23 protein-coding genes are annotated in these 17,834 nt (G+C 60.0%); 2 read left to right on the top strand and 21 right to left on the bottom strand.

Going from position 1 to position 17,834, the window contains the following annotated elements:
- Nucleotides 1–67: 67 nt before the first annotated feature.
- From PNAP_RS01045 to PNAP_RS00945, 21 genes are all read right to left on the bottom strand, one after another.
- Complete coding sequence (locus PNAP_RS01045; protein ID WP_011799646.1) at nucleotides 68–574, bottom strand: peroxiredoxin; 507 nt, start codon at nucleotides 572–574, stop codon at nucleotides 68–70.
- 183 nt (nucleotides 575–757) lie between these two features.
- On the bottom strand, nucleotides 758–1,027 hold the full coding sequence (gene rpsQ / locus PNAP_RS01040) for a 30S ribosomal protein S17 (protein WP_011799645.1): 270 nt from the start codon (nucleotides 1,025–1,027) through the stop codon (nucleotides 758–760).
- Nucleotides 1,027–1,230 (bottom strand): 50S ribosomal protein L29, encoded by a 204-nt coding sequence (rpmC, locus tag PNAP_RS01035; RefSeq protein WP_011799644.1) that lies wholly within the window; start codon nucleotides 1,228–1,230, stop codon nucleotides 1,027–1,029. Before rpmC ends, rpsQ begins: the two co-directional genes overlap by 1 nt.
- A gap of 16 nt (nucleotides 1,231–1,246) precedes the next feature.
- On the bottom strand, nucleotides 1,247–1,663 hold the full coding sequence (gene rplP / locus PNAP_RS01030) for a 50S ribosomal protein L16 (RefSeq protein ID WP_011799643.1): 417 nt from the start codon (nucleotides 1,661–1,663) through the stop codon (nucleotides 1,247–1,249).
- A 24-nt stretch (nucleotides 1,664–1,687) separates the two neighbouring features.
- On the bottom strand, nucleotides 1,688–2,575 hold the full coding sequence (gene rpsC / locus PNAP_RS01025; RefSeq protein WP_011799642.1) for a 30S ribosomal protein S3: 888 nt from the start codon (nucleotides 2,573–2,575) through the stop codon (nucleotides 1,688–1,690).
- Nucleotides 2,576–2,587: 12 nt separating this feature from the next.
- A complete protein-coding gene (rplV, locus tag PNAP_RS01020) occupies nucleotides 2,588–2,917 on the bottom strand; it encodes a 50S ribosomal protein L22 (RefSeq protein ID WP_011799641.1) in 330 nt (109 codons plus the stop codon).
- Nucleotides 2,918–2,926: 9 nt separating this feature from the next.
- Nucleotides 2,927–3,205: a 30S ribosomal protein S19 gene (gene rpsS / locus PNAP_RS01015; RefSeq protein WP_007866503.1), complete on the bottom strand. Its 279-nt coding sequence runs from the start codon at nucleotides 3,203–3,205 to the stop codon at nucleotides 2,927–2,929.
- A gap of 10 nt (nucleotides 3,206–3,215) precedes the next feature.
- Complete coding sequence (gene rplB / locus PNAP_RS01010) at nucleotides 3,216–4,040, bottom strand: 50S ribosomal protein L2 (protein WP_011799640.1); 825 nt, start codon at nucleotides 4,038–4,040, stop codon at nucleotides 3,216–3,218.
- Complete coding sequence (gene rplW / locus PNAP_RS01005; RefSeq protein ID WP_011799639.1) at nucleotides 4,040–4,366, bottom strand: 50S ribosomal protein L23; 327 nt, start codon at nucleotides 4,364–4,366, stop codon at nucleotides 4,040–4,042. Before rplW ends, rplB begins: the two co-directional genes overlap by 1 nt.
- On the bottom strand, nucleotides 4,363–4,983 hold the full coding sequence (gene rplD, locus PNAP_RS01000; protein WP_011799638.1) for a 50S ribosomal protein L4: 621 nt from the start codon (nucleotides 4,981–4,983) through the stop codon (nucleotides 4,363–4,365). Before rplD ends, rplW begins: the two co-directional genes overlap by 4 nt.
- Nucleotides 4,983–5,663: a 50S ribosomal protein L3 gene (gene rplC, locus PNAP_RS00995; RefSeq protein WP_011799637.1), complete on the bottom strand. Its 681-nt coding sequence runs from the start codon at nucleotides 5,661–5,663 to the stop codon at nucleotides 4,983–4,985. Before rplC ends, rplD begins: the two co-directional genes overlap by 1 nt.
- 238 nt (nucleotides 5,664–5,901) lie before the next feature.
- Nucleotides 5,902–6,216, bottom strand: a complete 315-nt coding sequence (gene rpsJ / locus PNAP_RS00990) for a 30S ribosomal protein S10 (RefSeq protein WP_007838118.1) — start codon at nucleotides 6,214–6,216, stop codon at nucleotides 5,902–5,904.
- Nucleotides 6,217–6,243: 27 nt separating this feature from the next.
- The gene (tuf, locus tag PNAP_RS00985) at nucleotides 6,244–7,434 is read right to left on the bottom strand and encodes an elongation factor Tu (RefSeq protein ID WP_011799636.1); all 1,191 of its coding nucleotides are present in this window, start codon (nucleotides 7,432–7,434) and stop codon (nucleotides 6,244–6,246) included.
- A gap of 147 nt (nucleotides 7,435–7,581) precedes the next feature.
- Nucleotides 7,582–9,684 (bottom strand): elongation factor G, encoded by a 2,103-nt coding sequence (gene fusA, locus PNAP_RS00980; RefSeq protein ID WP_011799635.1) that lies wholly within the window; start codon nucleotides 9,682–9,684, stop codon nucleotides 7,582–7,584.
- Between the two features lie 206 nt (nucleotides 9,685–9,890).
- Complete coding sequence (gene rpsG / locus PNAP_RS00975) at nucleotides 9,891–10,364, bottom strand: 30S ribosomal protein S7 (protein WP_011799634.1); 474 nt, start codon at nucleotides 10,362–10,364, stop codon at nucleotides 9,891–9,893.
- A 210-nt stretch (nucleotides 10,365–10,574) separates the two neighbouring features.
- Entirely contained in the window at nucleotides 10,575–10,952 is a 378-nt protein-coding gene (rpsL, locus tag PNAP_RS00970; RefSeq protein WP_011799633.1) for a 30S ribosomal protein S12, read from the bottom strand.
- A gap of 144 nt (nucleotides 10,953–11,096) precedes the next feature.
- Complete coding sequence (locus PNAP_RS00965) at nucleotides 11,097–12,305, bottom strand: D-alanyl-D-alanine carboxypeptidase family protein (RefSeq protein WP_011799632.1); 1,209 nt, start codon at nucleotides 12,303–12,305, stop codon at nucleotides 11,097–11,099.
- 74 nt (nucleotides 12,306–12,379) lie between these two features.
- Entirely contained in the window at nucleotides 12,380–13,024 is a 645-nt protein-coding gene (locus PNAP_RS00960) for an alpha/beta hydrolase (protein ID WP_011799631.1), read from the bottom strand.
- Between the two features lie 119 nt (nucleotides 13,025–13,143).
- Complete coding sequence (locus tag PNAP_RS00955) at nucleotides 13,144–13,515, bottom strand: (2Fe-2S) ferredoxin domain-containing protein (protein WP_011799630.1); 372 nt, start codon at nucleotides 13,513–13,515, stop codon at nucleotides 13,144–13,146.
- A gap of 9 nt (nucleotides 13,516–13,524) precedes the next feature.
- Nucleotides 13,525–14,721, bottom strand: a complete 1,197-nt coding sequence (locus PNAP_RS00950) for a VanZ family protein (protein WP_011799629.1) — start codon at nucleotides 14,719–14,721, stop codon at nucleotides 13,525–13,527.
- Between the two features lie 78 nt (nucleotides 14,722–14,799).
- Nucleotides 14,800–15,228, bottom strand: coding sequence for a CopD family protein (locus tag PNAP_RS00945; protein WP_011799628.1), 429 nt, complete (start codon nucleotides 15,226–15,228; stop codon nucleotides 14,800–14,802).
- Between the two features lie 362 nt (nucleotides 15,229–15,590).
- Here PNAP_RS00945 and hemB point away from each other — a divergent pair, with 362 nt between their 5' ends.
- Both hemB and PNAP_RS00935 read left to right on the top strand, forming a co-directional pair.
- Nucleotides 15,591–16,607 carry a porphobilinogen synthase gene (gene hemB / locus PNAP_RS00940; RefSeq protein ID WP_011799627.1) on the top strand — a complete coding sequence of 339 codons (1,017 nt, stop codon included), beginning with the start codon at nucleotides 15,591–15,593 and terminating at the stop codon, nucleotides 16,605–16,607.
- Nucleotides 16,608–16,718: 111 nt separating this feature from the next.
- On the top strand, nucleotides 16,719–17,834 hold the full coding sequence (locus tag PNAP_RS00935; protein WP_011799626.1) for a magnesium transporter CorA family protein: 1,116 nt from the start codon (nucleotides 16,719–16,721) through the stop codon (nucleotides 17,832–17,834).

Raw genomic sequence — 17,834 nt, 5'->3', positions numbered from 1 at the left:
GGCCGATAAAAAAGCCGCCACTCTTGCGAGTTGCGGCTTTTTTGAAATCAAGAGGGGGGGGGGACGATCAGGCAGCGACTTGCGCCAGCAGCGTATCCGCATCGCTGACTTCAAACTTGCCCGGCCCTTCGATATTCAGGCTCGCGACCTTGCCATCCTTGACCAGCATCGAGTAGCGGTTGCTGCGCAGGCCAAGACCCTTGCCGTTCAGGTCCAGCGTCAGGCCGGTGGCTTGGGCGAAAGCGGCATCGCCATCGGCCAGCATGCGTACCTTGCCCTCGGTTTTCTGGTCGCGCGCCCAGGCGCCCATCACGAACGCATCGTTCACGCTGAGGCACCAGATTTCATCGACGCCAGCGGCCTTGAATTCGGCGAACTTCGCGACATAACCGGGCACATGCTTGGCCGAGCAGGTCGGCGTGAAAGCGCCTGGCACGGCAAACAGGGCAATCGTCTTGCCGGCACTGGCCTGGGCCACATCGACCGGATTGGGCCCGAGGCTGCAGCCGTTGCCTTCGACTTCGACAAATTCCATCAGCGTGGCTGCGGGAAGGGTATCGCCTACTTTAATCATGGGTGCTCCTTGTTTGGACTCAACGAAAAATCACGTTGCGGGCAGCATTTTGTCTCACCCCAAGAGTCATCGGTTAAGCACGGTCTTTGAAGCAAGATTGCCCGAACACTCACAGGAAACGAAAACAAAAAAGGCCCACTGTGTGGGCCTTTTTGAGGACGTAGCCGCCAAAGTCTTGTGGACTTAAACGATTTCAGCCTTTTGCACCAAGCGGGTCACAACCCAGTTCTTGGTCTTGGAGATAGGACGGCTTTCGGTGATCTCGATCACGTCGCCTGTCTTGAACTCGCCCTTTTCGTCATGGGCGTGGTACTTGCTGGACAGGGACACGATCTTGCCGTACAGCTCGTGCTTCACGCGGCGTTCGACCAGAACCGTGACGGTCTTGGCGCGCTTGTCGCTGACCACCTTGCCAATCAAGGTGCGCTTGAGGGATTTTTTAGCTTCCGTCATTATTTGGCTCCTTGCTTGACGATGGTTTCGGCCAAAATGGTTTTGGCACGAGCGATGGCACGGCGCGTCGAGCGCAGCGTGGAAGTGTTGGTCAGTTGCTGCGTGGCTTTTTGCATACGCAGGCCAAAGTGGGCTTTTTGCAGCTCTTTGACTTCGGCTTTCAGACCGTCAACGTCTTTTTGGCGCAGTTCAGTAGTGTTCATTTCTTCATTCTCCTGATTACTGGCCGATCATGCGGCTGACGAACGTCGTGCGCAGCGGCAGCTTGGCGGATGCCAGGCGGAACGCTTCGCGGGCCAGTTCTTCAGTCACGCCGACAATTTCGAAAACGATCTTGCCGGGCTGGATTTCAGCCACGTAGTACTCTGGATTGCCTTTACCGTTACCCATGCGCACTTCAGCAGGCTTTTGGGAAATCGGCTTGTCCGGGAAGACACGGATCCAGATACGGCCGCCACGTTTGACGTGACGGGAAATCGCACGGCGTGCGGCTTCGAGTTGACGAGCAGTCAGGCGACCACGGTCGGTGCATTTGAGACCGAAGTCCCCAAACGCAACCGAGTTACCACGGGTGGCGACACCTGTGTTACGGCCTTTTTGCTCTTTGCGGTATTTTCTGCGAGCGGGTTGCAGCATGTTTATTCTCCGTTATTAGACCGATTACTCGGTCTTGGCACCGTCAGCTGCTGCAGCTGGCGCGGCTTTGCGGACGCGCTTAACGGTGTTGTTGTCGGCGCCAGCGGCTTCAGCTGGCTTGTCGCTGCCGTCAGCCGGAGCATAGTTGCCGCGCGGGGCGCGCGGGGCGCCGCGAGGCGCGCCACGGTCCGGACGGTCACCTGGACGTGCGTCACGGCGCGGGCCGCGCGGCTTGCGCTCTTCGTCGGCCACTTCGATCATCTTGGCGCCCGTGCCGTCATTGCGGCCCAGCGTGTCACCCTTATAGACCCAGACCTTGACACCGATGATGCCGTAGGTGGTTTGGGCTTCCGAGGTGCCGTAGTCGATGTCGGCGCGCAGCGTGTGAAGGGGCACGCGACCTTCGCGATACCACTCGCAACGAGCGATTTCAATGCCGTTCAAGCGGCCAGACGACATGATCTTGATGCCCAGGGCACCCAGACGCATGGCGTTTTGCATGGCGCGCTTCATGGCACGGCGGAACATGATGCGTTTTTCAAGCTGCTGGGTGATGCTGTCGGCGATCAGCTTGGCATCAATTTCAGGCTTGCGAACTTCTTCGATGTTCACGGCAACCGGCACGCCCAACTGGCGGCTCAGTTCCTTCTTGAGGGCTTCGATGTCCTCGCCTTTTTTGCCGATCACGACGCCCGGACGAGCCGAGAAAATCGTGATGCGGGCATTCTTGGCGGGACGCTCGATCAGAACGCGCGAAACCGCGGCATTCTTGAGCTTCTTCTTCAGGTACTCGCGCACCTTGATGTCTTCGGCCAGCATGCCGGCGAAGTCACGGTTGTTGGCGTACCAGCGGCTGGACCAGTTGCGGCTGATTGACAGCCGGAAACCGGTTGGGTTGATTTTTTGTCCCATATCCTGCTGCCCTTAGTTGCCAACGACCACGTACACATGGCACGTAGGCTTGCTGATGCTGTTGCCGCGGCCTTTGGCGCGCGCGGAGAAACGCTTGAGCGTGGCGCCTTGCTCGACATAGATGGTTTTCACCCTCAACTCGTCGATATCGGCACCGTCGTTGTGTTCAGCGTTGGCGATGGCGGACTCCACAACCTTCTTGATGATTCCAGCAGCTTTTTTCTGCGTGAAATTCAGGATGTTGAGCGCTTGATCCACTTTCTTGCCGCGGATCAGGTCAGCGACCAGACGGCCCTTGTCGACCGACAGACGAACGCCCCGGAGGGTTGCACGTGTTTCCATGGTCTTTCCTTACTTTCTCACAACTTTTTTGTCAGCCGGATGACCTTTGAAAGTCCGGGTGAGTGCGAACTCGCCCAGCTTGTGGCCAACCATTTGATCGGTGATGTAGACAGGGACGTGCTGCTTACCGTTATGCACGGCGATGGTCAGGCCGATGAACTCGGGCAGGATCATGGAGCGGCGCGACCAGGTCTTGATCGGCTTTTTGTCTTTATTGGTAACGGCTTTATCAGCCTTGGCTACCAAATGATGGTCGACAAATGGACCTTTTTTGAGTGAACGTGTCATGGCTTAGCCCTTACTTCTTGCGACGCGAAACAATCATCACTTGCGTGCGCTTGTTGTTGCGGGTGCGGTAGCCCTTGGTCAGGTTACCCCATGGATCGACAGGATGGCGACCTTCGCCGGTCTTGCCTTCGCCGCCACCGTGTGGGTGATCGACCGGGTTCATGACCACACCGCGAACGGTCGGGCGAATACCCATCCAGCGCTTCACACCGGCTTTGCCGAGGCGGCGCAGGCTGTGCTCTTCGTTGGCGACTTCACCGATGGTGGCGCGGCATTCGATGTGGATCTTGCGAACTTCACCCGAGCGCATGCGCACCTGGGCGTAGGTGCCTTCACGGGCCAGCAGCGTCGCCGATGTACCGGCGGAACGCGCAATTTGCGCGCCCTTGCCGATTTGCATCTCGATGCAGTGGATGGTGGAGCCCACAGGGATGTTGCGGATCGGCAGCGTGTTACCGACGCGAATCGGTGCTTCCGAACCGCTGAGGATCGTGGCACCAACTTCAAGGCCGCGAGGGGCAATGATGTAAGCACGCTCGCCGTCGGCGTAGCAAATCAGGGCAATGTGCGCCGTGCGGTTGGGGTCGTACTCGATACGCTCGACCTTAGCCGGAATGGCATCCTTGTTGCGCTTGAAGTCAACCACGCGGTAGTGGTGCTTGTGACCGCCGCCTTTGTGGCGCACGGTGATGTGCCCGTTGTTGTTACGGCCGGAGTGCTGGAACTGGGGTTCGAGCAGCGGCGCGTAAGGTTCACCCTTGTGCAGGTGATCCCGGGAAATCTTCACCATGCCGCGCATACCCGGCGAGGTGGGTTTCATCTTAATGACGGCCATTATGCGGACTCCCCACCGAGGTTCAGCTCTTGACCGGCCTGCAGCGTCACGTAGGCTTTGCGCAGGTTGTCCCGGCGGCCTACAGACTTGCCAAAGCGCTTGGTCTTGCCTTTGATGTTCAGTACGGCCACAGCCTTGACGTTTACCTTGAACATCAATTCCACAGCGGCCTTGATTTCATACTTGGTAGCGTCCTGCAGGACCTTGAAGGTGACCGAATTGGATTTTTCCGCAATCATCGTGGCCTTTTCAGACACGATGGGAGCGACCAAAACCTGCATCAGGCGGCCTTCGTCATATTTGGTTTGGGCGTTCACGGCGCTCATGCGAACATCTCCTTGAGTTGGTCCATGGCAGCCTTGGTCACGAGCACCTTTTTGTAGTGCACCAGTGACAGCGGGTCGGCATAGCGGGGCTCAACAACCAGGATGTTGACCAGATTGCGCGATGCCAGGTACAGGTTTTCATCAACCTGATCAGCAATCACCAGCACCGAGTTGAGGTTCATGGCCTTGAATTTGTCAGCCAGAACTTTCGTCTTGGGTGAATCCACGGTCAGGGAATCAACCACAGCCAGGCGGCCTTCGCGCGCCAGCTGCGAAAAGATCGAAGCCATGCCGGCACGATACATTTTCTTGTTGATCTTGTGCGTGAAGTTTTCATCAGGCATGTTCGGGAAAATACGACCGCCTCCGCGCCACAGCGGGGAAGACGTCATACCTGCACGTGCGCGGCCAGTGCCCTTTTGTTTAAAAGGCTTCTTGGTCGAGTGACGAACCTGCTCACGGTCCTTCTGGGCACGGGTGCCCTGGCGGGCGTTGGCCTGGAAGGCCACGATCACCTGATGAATCAGGCTTTCGTTGTATTCGCGACCAAAAACGGTGTCGGACACGTCCACTTTGGACGATGACAGACCCTGGTCATTCAGGAGTTCGACCTGCATCAGTTCGCTCCTTTGGCAGCGGTTGGTTTGGCCTTGATGGCGGCGCGAACCGTCACAAAACCGCCTTTGGAACCAGGCACGGCGCCACGGATCATCAGCAGTTGACGGGCTTCGTCAATGCGCACGATGTCGAGGTTTTGCGTGGTCTTGGTGACATCACCCAGATGGCCCGTCATGCGTTTACCAGGAAACACGCGACCAGGATCCTGCGCCATGCCGATGGAGCCGGGAACGTTGTGCGAACGGCTGTTACCGTGCGACGCGCGCTGCGAGCTCATCTTGTGACGCTTGATGGTGCCGGCAAAGCCTTTACCAATGGAAGTACCCTGCACATCCACCAACTGGCCGACAGCAAAGATATCAGCAGCGGGCACAACGGTACCAGCGGCATATTTACCTGCAACGTCAGCCGTCACGCGGAATTCTTTCAGGATTTCACCAGCTTCAACGCCTGCTTTCGCAAGGTGGCCGGCTTCAGGCTTGGTCACGCGCGATGCTTTGCGCGAGCCAAATGCCACTTGGAGGGCATCGTAGCCGTCATTTGCTTCGGTTTTAACCTGGGTCACGCGGTTGTTTGACACATCCACCACTGTGACAGGAACTGTGTCCCCATCATCAGTGAACAGACGCATCATGCCCACCTTGCGGCCCAGCAACCCGAGGGAGTTGCTCAGACTCATGATTTTCTTTCGTAACTTCCACCGTTGCCACTTCAATTGGTGGCAAGCGTTTTGATGTGAAAGACTGTTAATAAAACTGCCCCTAAATTCATAACGATTTCTCATGGCGAATTTAGGCCAGCCCAAAAGTATAGCGCAGACTGCCAAAAATGGCAAATCCGCGCTAGACCAGAAGAAATTGAAGAAGCCATGATGTTGGATTTTCACCCAACACGTTCACGCCTACTTCAGTTTTCGTTTACTGCAGCTTGATTTCGACGTCCACGCCAGCAGGCAGATCGAGCTTCATCAACGCGTCAACGGTCTTGTCCGTGGGGTCAACGATGTCCATCAGGCGCTGGTGCGTGCGGATTTCCAGCTGGTCGCGGCTCGTCTTGTTGACGTGGGGCGAACGCAGGATGTCAAAGCGCTTCATGCGGGTTGGCAGGGGCACGGGTCCCTTGACAATCGCGCCGGTGCGCTTGGCGGTGTCAACGATCTCGGCGGCTGACTGGTCAATCAGTTTGTAGTCAAACGCTTTGAGACGGATACGGATTTTTTGCTTGGTGGCCATGGTAATTCCTTGGGTTGTTCTGGGGAATTACGCGAGGATCTTGGCCACAACGCCAGCGCCCACGGTACGGCCGCCTTCGCGGATGGCGAAGCGCAGGCCTTCTTCCATGGCAATCGGGTTGATCAGCTTGACGGTGATCGACACGTTGTCGCCGGGCATGACCATTTCCTTGCCTTCTGGCAACTCGATCGCGCCGGTCACGTCCGTCGTGCGGAAGTAGAACTGGGGACGGTAGTTGTTGAAGAAAGGCGTGTGACGGCCGCCTTCGTCTTTCGACAGGACATAGATCTCGCCGGTGAAGTGCGTGTGCGGCTTGATCGAGCCGGGCTTGCACAGCACCTGGCCGCGCTGCACGTCTTCGCGCTTGGTGCCGCGCAGCAGGATACCGACGTTGTCGCCAGCCTGGCCCTGGTCGAGCAGCTTGCGGAACATTTCCACGCCGGTGCAGATGGTCTTTTGCGTGTCAGCGATACCGACGATCTCGATTTCTTCGCCGACCTTGATGATGCCGCGCTCGATACGGCCGGTCACGACGGTGCCGCGGCCGGAGATGGAGAACACGTCTTCCACGGGCATCAGGAAGGCGCCGTCAACAGCGCGCTCTGGCAGGGGAATGTAGTTGTCCAGTGCGTCGGCCAGCTTCATGATGGCTTCTTCGCCCAGCGGACCCTTGTCGCCTTCGAGCGCGAGCTTGGCCGAGCCGTGGATGATGGGGGTGTCGTCGCCAGGGAAATCGTACTTGTCGAGCAGCTCGCGCACTTCCATCTCGACGAGTTCGAGCAGTTCGGCGTCATCGACCATGTCGCACTTGTTCAGGAACACGATGATGTAAGGCACGCCCACCTGGCGGGCCAGCAGGATGTGCTCGCGGGTCTGGGGCATCGGGCCGTCAGCGGCCGAGCAGACCAAAATGGCGCCGTCCATCTGCGCAGCGCCCGTGATCATGTTCTTCACATAGTCGGCGTGGCCCGGGCAGTCAACGTGGGCGTAGTGGCGGGCAGCCGTTTCGTATTCGACGTGGGCGGTGTTGATGGTGATGCCGCGCGCTTTTTCTTCGGGCGCCGCGTCGATCTGGTCGTACGCCTTGGCTTCGCCGCCGAACTTGGCGGCCAGCACGGTCGCAATCGCTGCCGTCAGCGTGGTCTTGCCATGGTCAACGTGGCCAATCGTGCCGACGTTTACGTGCGGCTTGGTCCGCGAAAATTTCTCTTTTGCCATTTTTATCTCCAGATAAAGAACTCGCCCGTGTACGGTTTAATGTCTGCACTGTGTTGCTGGTTCCATCACCACGGGCAGTGGGGGGCACACAATCGCAGACAGGAAAAATTTGATGCCGGCGCTTTTGGCACCGGCATCGGCCTGGGTTTACTTCGCGCGGGCAGCCATGATGGCTTCGGACACATTGCGCGGCGCTTCGGTGTAGTGCTTGAACTCCATCGAGTAGGTCGCACGACCCTGAGTTGCAGAACGCAGCGTGGTCGAGTAGCCGAACATTTCGGACAAGGGCACTTCAGCCTTGATGGCCTTGCCACCACCGACCATGTCTTCCATGCCCTGCACCATGCCGCGGCGTGAGGCCAGATCGCCCATCACGTTGCCGGCATAGTCCTCAGGCGTTTCGACTTCGACGGCCATCATCGGCTCAAGAATGACCGGGCCAGCCTTGCGGCAGCCTTCCTTGAAGCCAAAAATCGCGGCCATCTTGAACGCGAGTTCGTTCGAGTCCACGTCGTGGTAAGAGCCGAAGTGCAGCGTGACCTTGACGTCAACCACCGGGTAACCGGCGAGCACGCCCGACGTCACGGCTTCGTTGATACCCTTTTCCACCGCAGGAATGTATTCGCGAGGAACCACACCGCCCTTGATCGCGTCGATGAACTCGATACCCTTGCCAGGCTCGTTCGGCTCGATCTTGAGCACCACATGGCCGTACTGGCCCTTGCCGCCGGACTGACGCACGAACTTGCCTTCGGCATCTTCAATCGTCTTGCGGATGGTTTCGCGGTAGGCCACTTGCGGCTTTCCGACGTTGGCTTCAACGCCGAATTCGCGCTTCATGCGGTCAACGATGATTTCCAGATGCAGCTCGCCCATGCCGGCGATGATGGTCTGGCCCGATTCTTCGTCGGTCTTGACGCGGAACGATGGATCTTCCGCGGCCAGGCGCTGCAGGGCGATACCCATTTTTTCCTGGTCAGCCTTGGTTTTCGGCTCGACGGCCTGGGCAATCACGGGCTCAGGGAACACCATGCGCTCCAGCATGATGATGGCATCGGGATCACACAGCGTCTCGCCGGTGGTCACGTCTTTCAAGCCCACGCAGGCTGCGATGTCACCCGCGACGATTTCACTGACTTCCTGACGTTCGTTGGCGTGCATCTGCACGATACGGCCGATACGCTCTTTCTTGCCCTTGATGGGGTTGTAAACAGTGTCGCCCTTTTTCAGCACGCCGGAATAGACGCGCACAAAGGTCAACTGGCCCACGAACGGGTCGGTCATCAGCTTGAACGCCAGAGCGGCAAACTTTTCAGAGTCATCGGCCATGCGGGTGACAGGCTCTTCATCATCATCCGTGCCCTTGACAGGTGGAATGTCGATCGGCGAAGGCATGAATTCAATCACGGCGTCCAGCATGCGCTGCACGCCCTTATTCTTGAAGGCCGAGCCGCAGTACATCGGCTGGATTTCGCTGGCAATCGTGCGGGCACGAATGCCGAACTTAATTTCTGCTTCGGACAAATCGCCTTCTTCGAGGTATTTGTTCATCAGCTCTTCGTTGGCTTCGGCTGCAGCCTCGACCATCTTTTCGCGCCATTCATTGGCCGTGTCCACCAGATCGGCCGGAATGTCACGGTACTCAAACTTCATGCCCTGCGAGGCTTCATCCCAGATGATGGCCTTCATCATCAGCAGATCGACCACGCCGGTGAAGTTTTCTTCAGCGCCGATAGGGATCACCATGGGCACAGGGTTGGCCTTCAGGCGCAGCTTCATGCCCTCGACGACCTTGAAGAAGTTCGCGCCGGTGCGGTCCATCTTGTTGACAAAGGCCAGACGCGGCACTTTGTACTTGTTGGCCTGACGCCAGACAGTTTCGGACTGGGGCTGCACGCCACCCACGGCGCAGTAAACCATGCAGGCACCGTCAAGCACGCGCATCGAGCGCTCGACTTCAATCGTGAAGTCAACGTGGCCCGGGGTGTCGATGATGTTGATGCGGTGTTCGCCCAAGGTCGAGTCCATGCCCTTCCAGAAGCAGGTGGTGGCGGCAGAGGTAATCGTGATGCCACGCTCCTGCTCCTGCTCCATCCAGTCCATCGTGGCGGCGCCATCGTGAACTTCACCGATCTTGTGGCTCACGCCGGTGTAGAAAAGAATCCGCTCGGTGGTGGTGGTCTTGCCGGCATCAATGTGCGCGGAAATACCAATATTGCGGTAGTTTTTAATGGGGGTAGCGCGGGACATAAATAACTTTCAGTTCGATGTTGCGAACAAAGACTCGTTGCCAAGATATTTCTCTTGTTTTTCTACGCGTCTGCCGGCTGGGCGCTTTTGGCACCGAGCCGGCAGGAGTTGGGGTTGAACCGCCAGGAGTCAAGGTCTTTTGGTAACCTTGAATGACCGGCGGCAACCCGTCAAATACGCGCAGTCAACACTGCAATCGATTTGACTTAGAAGCGGAAGTGGCTGAACGCCTTGTTGGCTTCGGCCATGCGGTGAACTTCGTCACGCTTTTTCATGGCGCCGCCACGGCCTTCGGTGGCTTCCATCAATTCATTGGCCAGACGCAATGACATCGATTTTTCGCCACGCTTCTTGGCAGCTTCCTTCAACCAGCGCATGGCCAGCGCCATGCGGCGGACAGGACGCACTTCAACCGGCACCTGGTAGTTTGCACCACCGACGCGGCGGGACTTCACTTCAACCATGGGCTTGATGTTGCCGATGGCCATGTGAAAAGCCTCCAGCGGGTCTTTGCCGGGGTTCTTTTTCTCGATTTGCTCCAGAGCGCCGTAAATGATGCGCTCTGCGACGGCTTTCTTGCCGCCTTGCATGATCACGTTCATGAATTTGGCAAGATCGACATCGCCAAATTTTGGATCAGGAAGAATTTCACGTTTAGGGACTTCGCGACGACGTGGCATTTTTTCACCTCTTTGCTTCAGTTGGCGCTGCTTTGGGCAACACCGCGAGAGTTAGCAAACCCTCACTTACTCGACCGGCGCAAACAACTTGCACTTGGGTCACTTCGCTCAAAACATCGGCCAGGATGAGTCAAGCACCTGTTTTTTGAAAATAGTCATGACAACTCACGACATTTTCTGGCGCGAACCGCAAGGTTCGAACCGATTGGCTTATTTGGCCTTTGGACGCTTCGCGCCGTACTTGGAACGCGACTGCTTGCGGTCTTTCACGCCTTGCAAATCGAGCGAGCCACGAACGATGTGGTAACGCACACCCGGCAAATCCTTGACCCGGCCGCCGCGAACCAGCACCACGCTGTGTTCCTGCAGATTGTGGCCTTCGCCGCCGATGTAGGAAATGATCTCGAACCCGTTGGTCAGGCGCACCTTGGCGACTTTACGCAGAGCGGAGTTTGGCTTTTTAGGCGTCGTGGTGTAAACACGGGTGCAAACACCGCGGCGCTGTGGAGAATTTTCCATCGCAGGGCTTTTTGACTTGATCTTTTCGACCTCGCGCCCCTGACGAACTAATTGATTGATGGTTGGCATTGAAAACGTCCCTAAACGTCTGGAAAACGATATAAAAATACGGAAAACTTTCCCGCACCAAAAGCGGAAAAGCCTTCTAGTATAAGCTGGATGGCAAAAAGGCTCAAGTTGGGCCTGATAACAGGCGCACCAGCAGCCTCTTTATTACTTGATCCACAGCCGGATCGAATCCCAGGCGCGGCCCATGATGCCGGCTTCTTCGACGGTTTCCAGCGCCACCAGCGGCACTTCGGCCATGGGCGCGGGGTTGTCGCCCAGCATGATCTTCAGGCTGCCCACCGGCTGGCCCTTCTTGAAGGGCGCGACCAGCGGCTCGGGCCGGGCCACCTGGGTTTTGAGCCTGGAGGCGCTGCCGGCCGTCACAGCCACCACGATCGCTTCGGGACGACCCAGCTTGACGACCGCGTCCTTGCCTTTCCAGACCGCAGGCGTCACCACCGCCTGGCCGGCATCGAACAGCTTGACCGCTTCGAAGGCGGTGTAACCCCAGTTCAGCAGTTTTTGCGACTCGGTCGCGCGGGCGCTGTCGCTGGTGGTTCCCAGCACGATGGCCAGCAGGCGCCTGCCGCCGGGCTTGCCGGCTGCGCCCAGATTGGGAAATTCGCGCTTGGCCGTGGCAATCATGCAATAGCCGGCAGCGTTGGTGTGGCCGGTTTTCAGGCCATCGACCGTCGGGTCGCGAAACAGCAGCGTGTTGCGGTTGGTGTCGTTGGTGGCTGGCGTGCCGGGGTAGCGGTACTTCTTGATGGCCGAGTAGCCGATGTAATCAGGGAAGTCGCTCATCAGGCGGGTGGACAAAATGCTCAGGTCGCGCGCCGTGGTGATGTGGCCGGCTTCGGTCAGGCCTTCGGGGTTTTTGTAGCTGGTCGATTTCATGCCCAGCGCCTTGGCCTGCTGGTTCATCAGCTCCACGAAATGCTCGGCCGTTCCGCCCACGCCCTCGGCCAGCGCCATGGTGGCGTCGTTGCCCGACTGCACGATCATGCCCTTGATCAAGTCTTCGACCGGAACCTGCATTTTCGGGTCGATGAACATGCGCGAACCCGGCATTTTCCAGGCGCGCTGGCTGACGCCGAAGGTCTGCTGGAGCGTGATCTTCTTGGACTTGAGCGCATCGAACACCAGGTATTCGGTCATCAGCTTGGTCAGCGACGCCGGCTCGACCGGAGAATCGATGTCCTTGGCGGCCAGGATCTGGTTGGCCGTGACGTCGAGCAGCAGATAGGAGCGTGCGGCGATTTCAGGCACCTGCGGTGCCTGGGCATGCGCGGCGGGAAGCGCCACCGAGACAAGCAGGACGAAAGTGGCGGCGAGGCCGCGCAGGCCGGCGGGGGCCTTGAGGAAGCATTGCATGGAAAAAAACCGGTTGATGAAATTCAGGAAAAGGATGGCAGAAGTAACGACAGACCGCGCAGGATCAAAAAGATTCAAACCGCAGGCGAAGCCAGGTGGCGAATCACCAGATTTTTCAGCAGCGGCAATTGTCCATGAAAGAAATGACCAACCCCCGGCACCACCGTGACAGGCAGTGCCTGCGGACGCGCCCAGTCCATCACGGCTGACAGCAGCACGGTGTCGTCCTGCTCGCCATGCACCACCAGGGTTTTGTTGTGCGCGGCGGCATCCACCGGCGCAGCGGGGGCGCGGCTAACGCTGGTGCCGACCAGCACCAGCTTTTCTATCGGGCGGCCGGCATGCAGGCGTTCAAAGGCATGGGTGGTGACAAAAGCACCGAACGAGAACCCGGCCAGCGCCAGCGCGGCCTGGCCTTCGCCGGCGGGCGCCACATGCTGCACCACCGCCAGAAAATCCTCCAGTTCGCCGCGTCCTTCGTCATGGCTGCCGGCGCTGCCGCCGACGCCGCGAAAGTTAAAGCGCACCGCCGTCCAGCCGGTCTGCACGAAAGCCCGCGCCAGCGTCTGCACCACCTTGTTGTCCAGCGTGCCGCCGAACAGCGGATGCGGATGGGCAATCACGGCGATGCCGCGTGATTCGCCAGCCGGCAGGTCCAGCGCAATGTCCAGCGCGCCGGCCGGGCCTGCGATGCTGGACTTTTGGGTTTTAGAGTTCATGAGAAATGCTTTCGAGCCGATGATTTGCTATATAAATAATAGCTTACTGCGCCCGCTGCTATTGCGCAAAAGGCATAAATGATGCTTGTTTTTGATGCGGGCCACGCGGCGGGCACGTTTCAGCGCCCCAGATGCGGCGGCGTCAGCAGGCGCTCGACCACCTGGCCGTTCAACAGGTGCGACTCGACAATCTCGTCGATGTCGCTGGCGTCCACATAGCTGTACCAGACCGCCTCCGGATAGACCACCGCCACCGGGCCGCCGGCGCAGCGGTCCAGGCAGCCGGCCTTGTTGACCCGCACCTTGCCCGGCCCGGCCAGCCCGGCGGCCTTGACCAGCGACTTGCAGCGGTCGAACGCCTGCTGCGCGCCCTGGTCGGCGCAGCACGGCTCGCCAGTGCGCTGGTTCAGGCAAAAGAAGATGTGGCGTTCGTAATAGGAGTCCGGCTTGGCGGCATCGGACGAAGTGGTTTGGGTGGCAGCAAGAGTCATCGGGCGATTTTACTTTTCAGCGGCTGCTTGCGGTTCGTGGCTGGAAAGCCTTGCCACCAGGCAGGTCAATGCCGCATACGGCCAGAGCCAGCCCAGCCACTGCACCAGGCCATAGAAATGGATGAACCGGCCCTGCTCCCAGATTTGCAGTGTCTGGGCAAAGTAAGGGTCGGCGGGCGCCTGGTTGAGCAGGCTCAGGTGAATGGCCAGCGCCAGCAGCGCCAGCGCGGCGGCAACGCGGCGCGGCAAGGCCAGCAGCAGCACGGCCAGTACCACGGCCAGTCCGATGCCGACCCGCACCGGCGCATCGAGCCAGGCCCAGGCGTGTTCCGGCCCGTAGCTGAGCGCCGCCGACAGGGCCGACGCGCCCAGGCCGAGCGCAATCGTCGCGGCGGCAAACACCGCGCGCTGCCACAGCGTGCGGACCACGCAATAGCCGAGCAGGCAGGGAATCAGCACGCCCAGCGCCACGCAGACCAGCTCGGCGATGGGCACCAGGGGCTGGAGTTCGACCTCGCGCATCGGCATCCACTCCAGGAAAGGCGTGTCGGCCAGCGCATCGGCCAGCGCCGTCTCCAGCCGCTCGAACACCTGGCCCAGGCCCATCGGCACCGCAGCCGGAAACAGCAAGGCCAGCGGCCACAGCAGCAGCAGCACCAGCACGCTGCGCGCATCGGGCGAAAACCAGCGCGCCCTCACGCGGCCCCAGCGGCCCACCAGCCCGGATCGCTCCAGCGCCAGGGCGCAGCAGGCGCCCAGCCAGGCGCCCAGCGTGTTCAGCGCCAGATCGACATTCGAAGGAATGCGCGACGGCAAATAACTCTGCAGCGATTCCATCGCCAGCGACAGCAGTGCAGCGCCAAGAACCGACACGCTGACCGCCCAGGCGACGCGCCGGCTGCGCAGCGCCGACAGGGCCAGCAAAAAGCCCAGCGGCGCATAACCCAGCAAATTGGTGCCGACATCAAAACCGGTCCAGTATTTGGGCAAGGGCGAGGTCAGGAAACGCAGCGGCGAAATGCCCTGGTTGCGCCACTCCGAAAACGGATAAAGGCTGGCATAAATGATCAGGCACACCAGCACCAGGGCCAGCGGCCAGGCGGTGGTCTTTTGCCCATCCCCGACGGAGGAATATGGCACACCCCCGACGTCCTCACTGCGCTTCGCTGCGTGTAGTTCCGCCCCCCCTTGCAGGGGGCGACTCATGGCATCCGGCAAAGCCGGCCTGCCTGCGTCTGCTGGTGGGGGAGTGTTTGCCACGTCGTGTAGATGGGCTGCGAGCCGTCAGAACGGCTTGACCACCACCAGAATGACAGCGGCCACCAGCAGCAGCACCGGCACTTCGTTGAACCAGCGCAGCCAGACATGGCTGTGGGTGTTGCGCTTGGCGACGAACTTGGCCAGCATCCGGCCGCAGGCATGGTGATAGCCGATCACCAGCGCCACCACGGCCAGCTTGGCATGCATCCAGCCGTTGCCCGGCCCGCGCCCGATGCCGTAGCCCAGGTACAGCCACAGACCCAGAGCCACGGCCGGAATGGCCAGGAGGGTGGTGAAACGCATCAGCTTGCCGGCCATCAGGATCAGCCGCTCGCGCTCGGCGATGCTGTGCGGCGGCACCATGGCCAGGTTGACGAAAATGCGCGGCAGGTAGAAAAGCCCGGCAAACCAGCTGGCAATGAAGACGATGTGAAAGGATTTGACCCAGAGCATCCGCCTAGTTTAGCCCCGGCCATTTCCTGACCTGGCCTTGATCACCGCAAGCGGGCCGTTGTGAAGAGTGCAAACCCGGATATTTATGCGGCCAAAAAAAATCCCGGCGACCTGCTGGCCAGCCGGGATAAATGCCTTTTTGCTGTCACACGCAAAGGCCCCGCTCAGGGAGGAAAAGCGGGATGCAGCCGTCCATACACTGGAGACCACACAATTTAATTTTAAACCCCCCACATCAAACTTCCAGCACCCCTGTCAGAAATAGCAGGTAATTTCATGTAAAGAATAGCGAAATATGCCAGTCACATGGGCGCTTTCCAAATAATCCAGGCCAGACGCAAAGCTTTGGCACAATTTGCCCCATGACCCTGCATGCCTCCAACTTTGCTCCCTTCCCGATGGGCCGCCCCCGTCGCCTGCGCCGTGACAGCTTCACGCGCAACCTGGTGCGTGAAAACGCCCTGACGGCGCACGACCTGATCTACCCGGTGTTCGTGCTGGCCGGCCAGCACCGGCGTGAACCGGTCGCCTCGATGCCGGGCGTCGAGCGCCTGAGCCTGGACCTGCTGCTGCCGGTGGCCGAGGAATGCGTGAAGCTGGGCATTCCGGTGATGGCGCTGTTCCCGGTGATCGACGCCTCGCTGAAAACCGAGGACGGCCGGGAAGCGCTGAACCCGGAAGGCCTGGTGCCGCATGTGGTGCGCGAACTCAAAAGGCGTTTCCCCGAACTCGGCGTGATGACCGACGTGGCGCTGGACCCGTTCACCAGCCACGGACAGGACGGACTGCCCGACGCCAACGGCTACATCCTGAACGACGAGACACTGGAACTGCTAGTCGGGCAGGCGCTGACGCAGGCCGAAGCCGGCGTCGATATCGTCGCGCCCAGCGACATGATGGACGGGCGCATCGGCGCGATTCGCGCTGCGCTGGAAAGCCAGGACCTGATCCACACGCGCATCATGGCCTACAGCGCCAAGTACGCGAGCGCGTTTTACGGCCCGTTCCGCGATGCGGTCGGCTCCAGCGGCAACCTGGGCAAGGCGGACAAAAAGGTCTATCAGATGGACCCCGGCAACAGCGACGAAGCGCTGCGCGAAGTCGCCATGGACATTGCCGAAGGCGCGGACATGGTGATGGTCAAGCCCGGCATGCCCTACCTGGACGTGGTGCGCCGCGTCAAGGACGAATTCCAGGTGCCGACGTTTGCCTACCAGGTCAGCGGCGAATACGCCATGCTCAAGGCCGCCGCGCAAAACGGCTGGCTCGACCACGACGCGGTGATGCTGGAAAGCCTGCTGGCCTTCAAGCGCGCCGGCGCCGATGGCGTGCTGACCTACTTTGCCATCGACGCCGCCAGGAAATTGCGCCAGGGTTGAAACAGGCACCTGTTCGCTCAGATAGATCGCTATTAAAAACATAGCTATTTATGCAGGCGGGGCATGCGCAACAAGCCGATTTGACACTTGAAACCAGAGATTTAAGCTTTCATGCGCGTCTTCACCATCAACTCCGGCAGCCAGGGCGTCATCGAAACCGATGCCCTGCCGGCCGAATTGCCGCCGCACGGCTTCATCTGGATTGCCTGCGCCCGGCGCGAGTTCGAGGTGATGCTGGCGCCCATCCAGGCGGCGCTGCAGCGCCTGTGCGGCACCCAGCTGGTGGACCTGCATGTCTCCGACCTGCTGAACAACCAGCTGCCCTCGCATTACGACTACACCTCGCAGTACGACATGCTGGTGTTTCGCCGGCTGGCGGCGGGCCAGACCGAAACCGACCTGTCCCAGCCCGGCGAGCCGCTGCACCAGCCCGCCAGGCGCAGCGGGCCGCCGGTGCTCAAGCGCATCGACACCAGCCCGGTCGGCTTTGCGGTGTTTGACCGGGTGCTGCTGACGGTGCATCCGGCCGGCTGCAGCGTGCGCGAAGCCTACGCGCTCAAGCTGCTCAACGCCACCTCGCCCGAAGCGCGCGCCAACGGCGTCAAGCTGCCGGCCAGCCCGGCCGACCTGATGCTGCGCATCGTCAACCAGATGGTCGATGGCTACCTGGCGCTGCGCCGCGAACTCACGCGCCAGATGGACCACTGGCAGTACGAGCTGCTCAATCCCAATGCGCGCTTCAACAACTGGAGTGCGGTGCTCGACGCCCGGCTGGCGCTGCACCTGCTCGACGAGATCTGCGAAGACCAGCGCGCCGCGCTGCAGGACTGGCTCGACTCGATAGAAACCTGGCCCGACGCTGGCACGCCGGGCGCGCAGCGCGAGCGCGAACTGCTCAAGGTGCGCTCGCGCGATGTGCTGGAGCATATCGAGCGCGTCGTCCACCATGTGCGGCGCATGGAGCAAAGCGCCGAGACCGCCGTGCAGATGCATTTTTCGGCGCAGAGCCACCGCACCAACGACATCATGCGCACCCTGACGGCGCTGACGGCGGTGTTTTTGCCGCTGAACCTGGTCACCGGATTTTTCGGCATGAACTTCGAGTTTTTGCCGGCCATCCACAGCTCGGCCGGGTTCTGGTGGACCTTCAGTTTGATGCTGCTGCTGGTGATCGTCGTGGTGTCGGTGTTCTGGCGCAAACAGTACCTGGCCAGGACCAGCCGCTAA

The organism is Polaromonas naphthalenivorans CJ2 (genome assembly GCF_000015505.1).
GTDB classification, from domain to species: domain Bacteria; phylum Pseudomonadota; class Gammaproteobacteria; order Burkholderiales; family Burkholderiaceae_C; genus Polaromonas; species Polaromonas naphthalenivorans.
The sequence above is the reverse complement of the archived record's forward strand: the minus strand, read 5'-3'. Positions and strand labels throughout refer to the sequence as shown.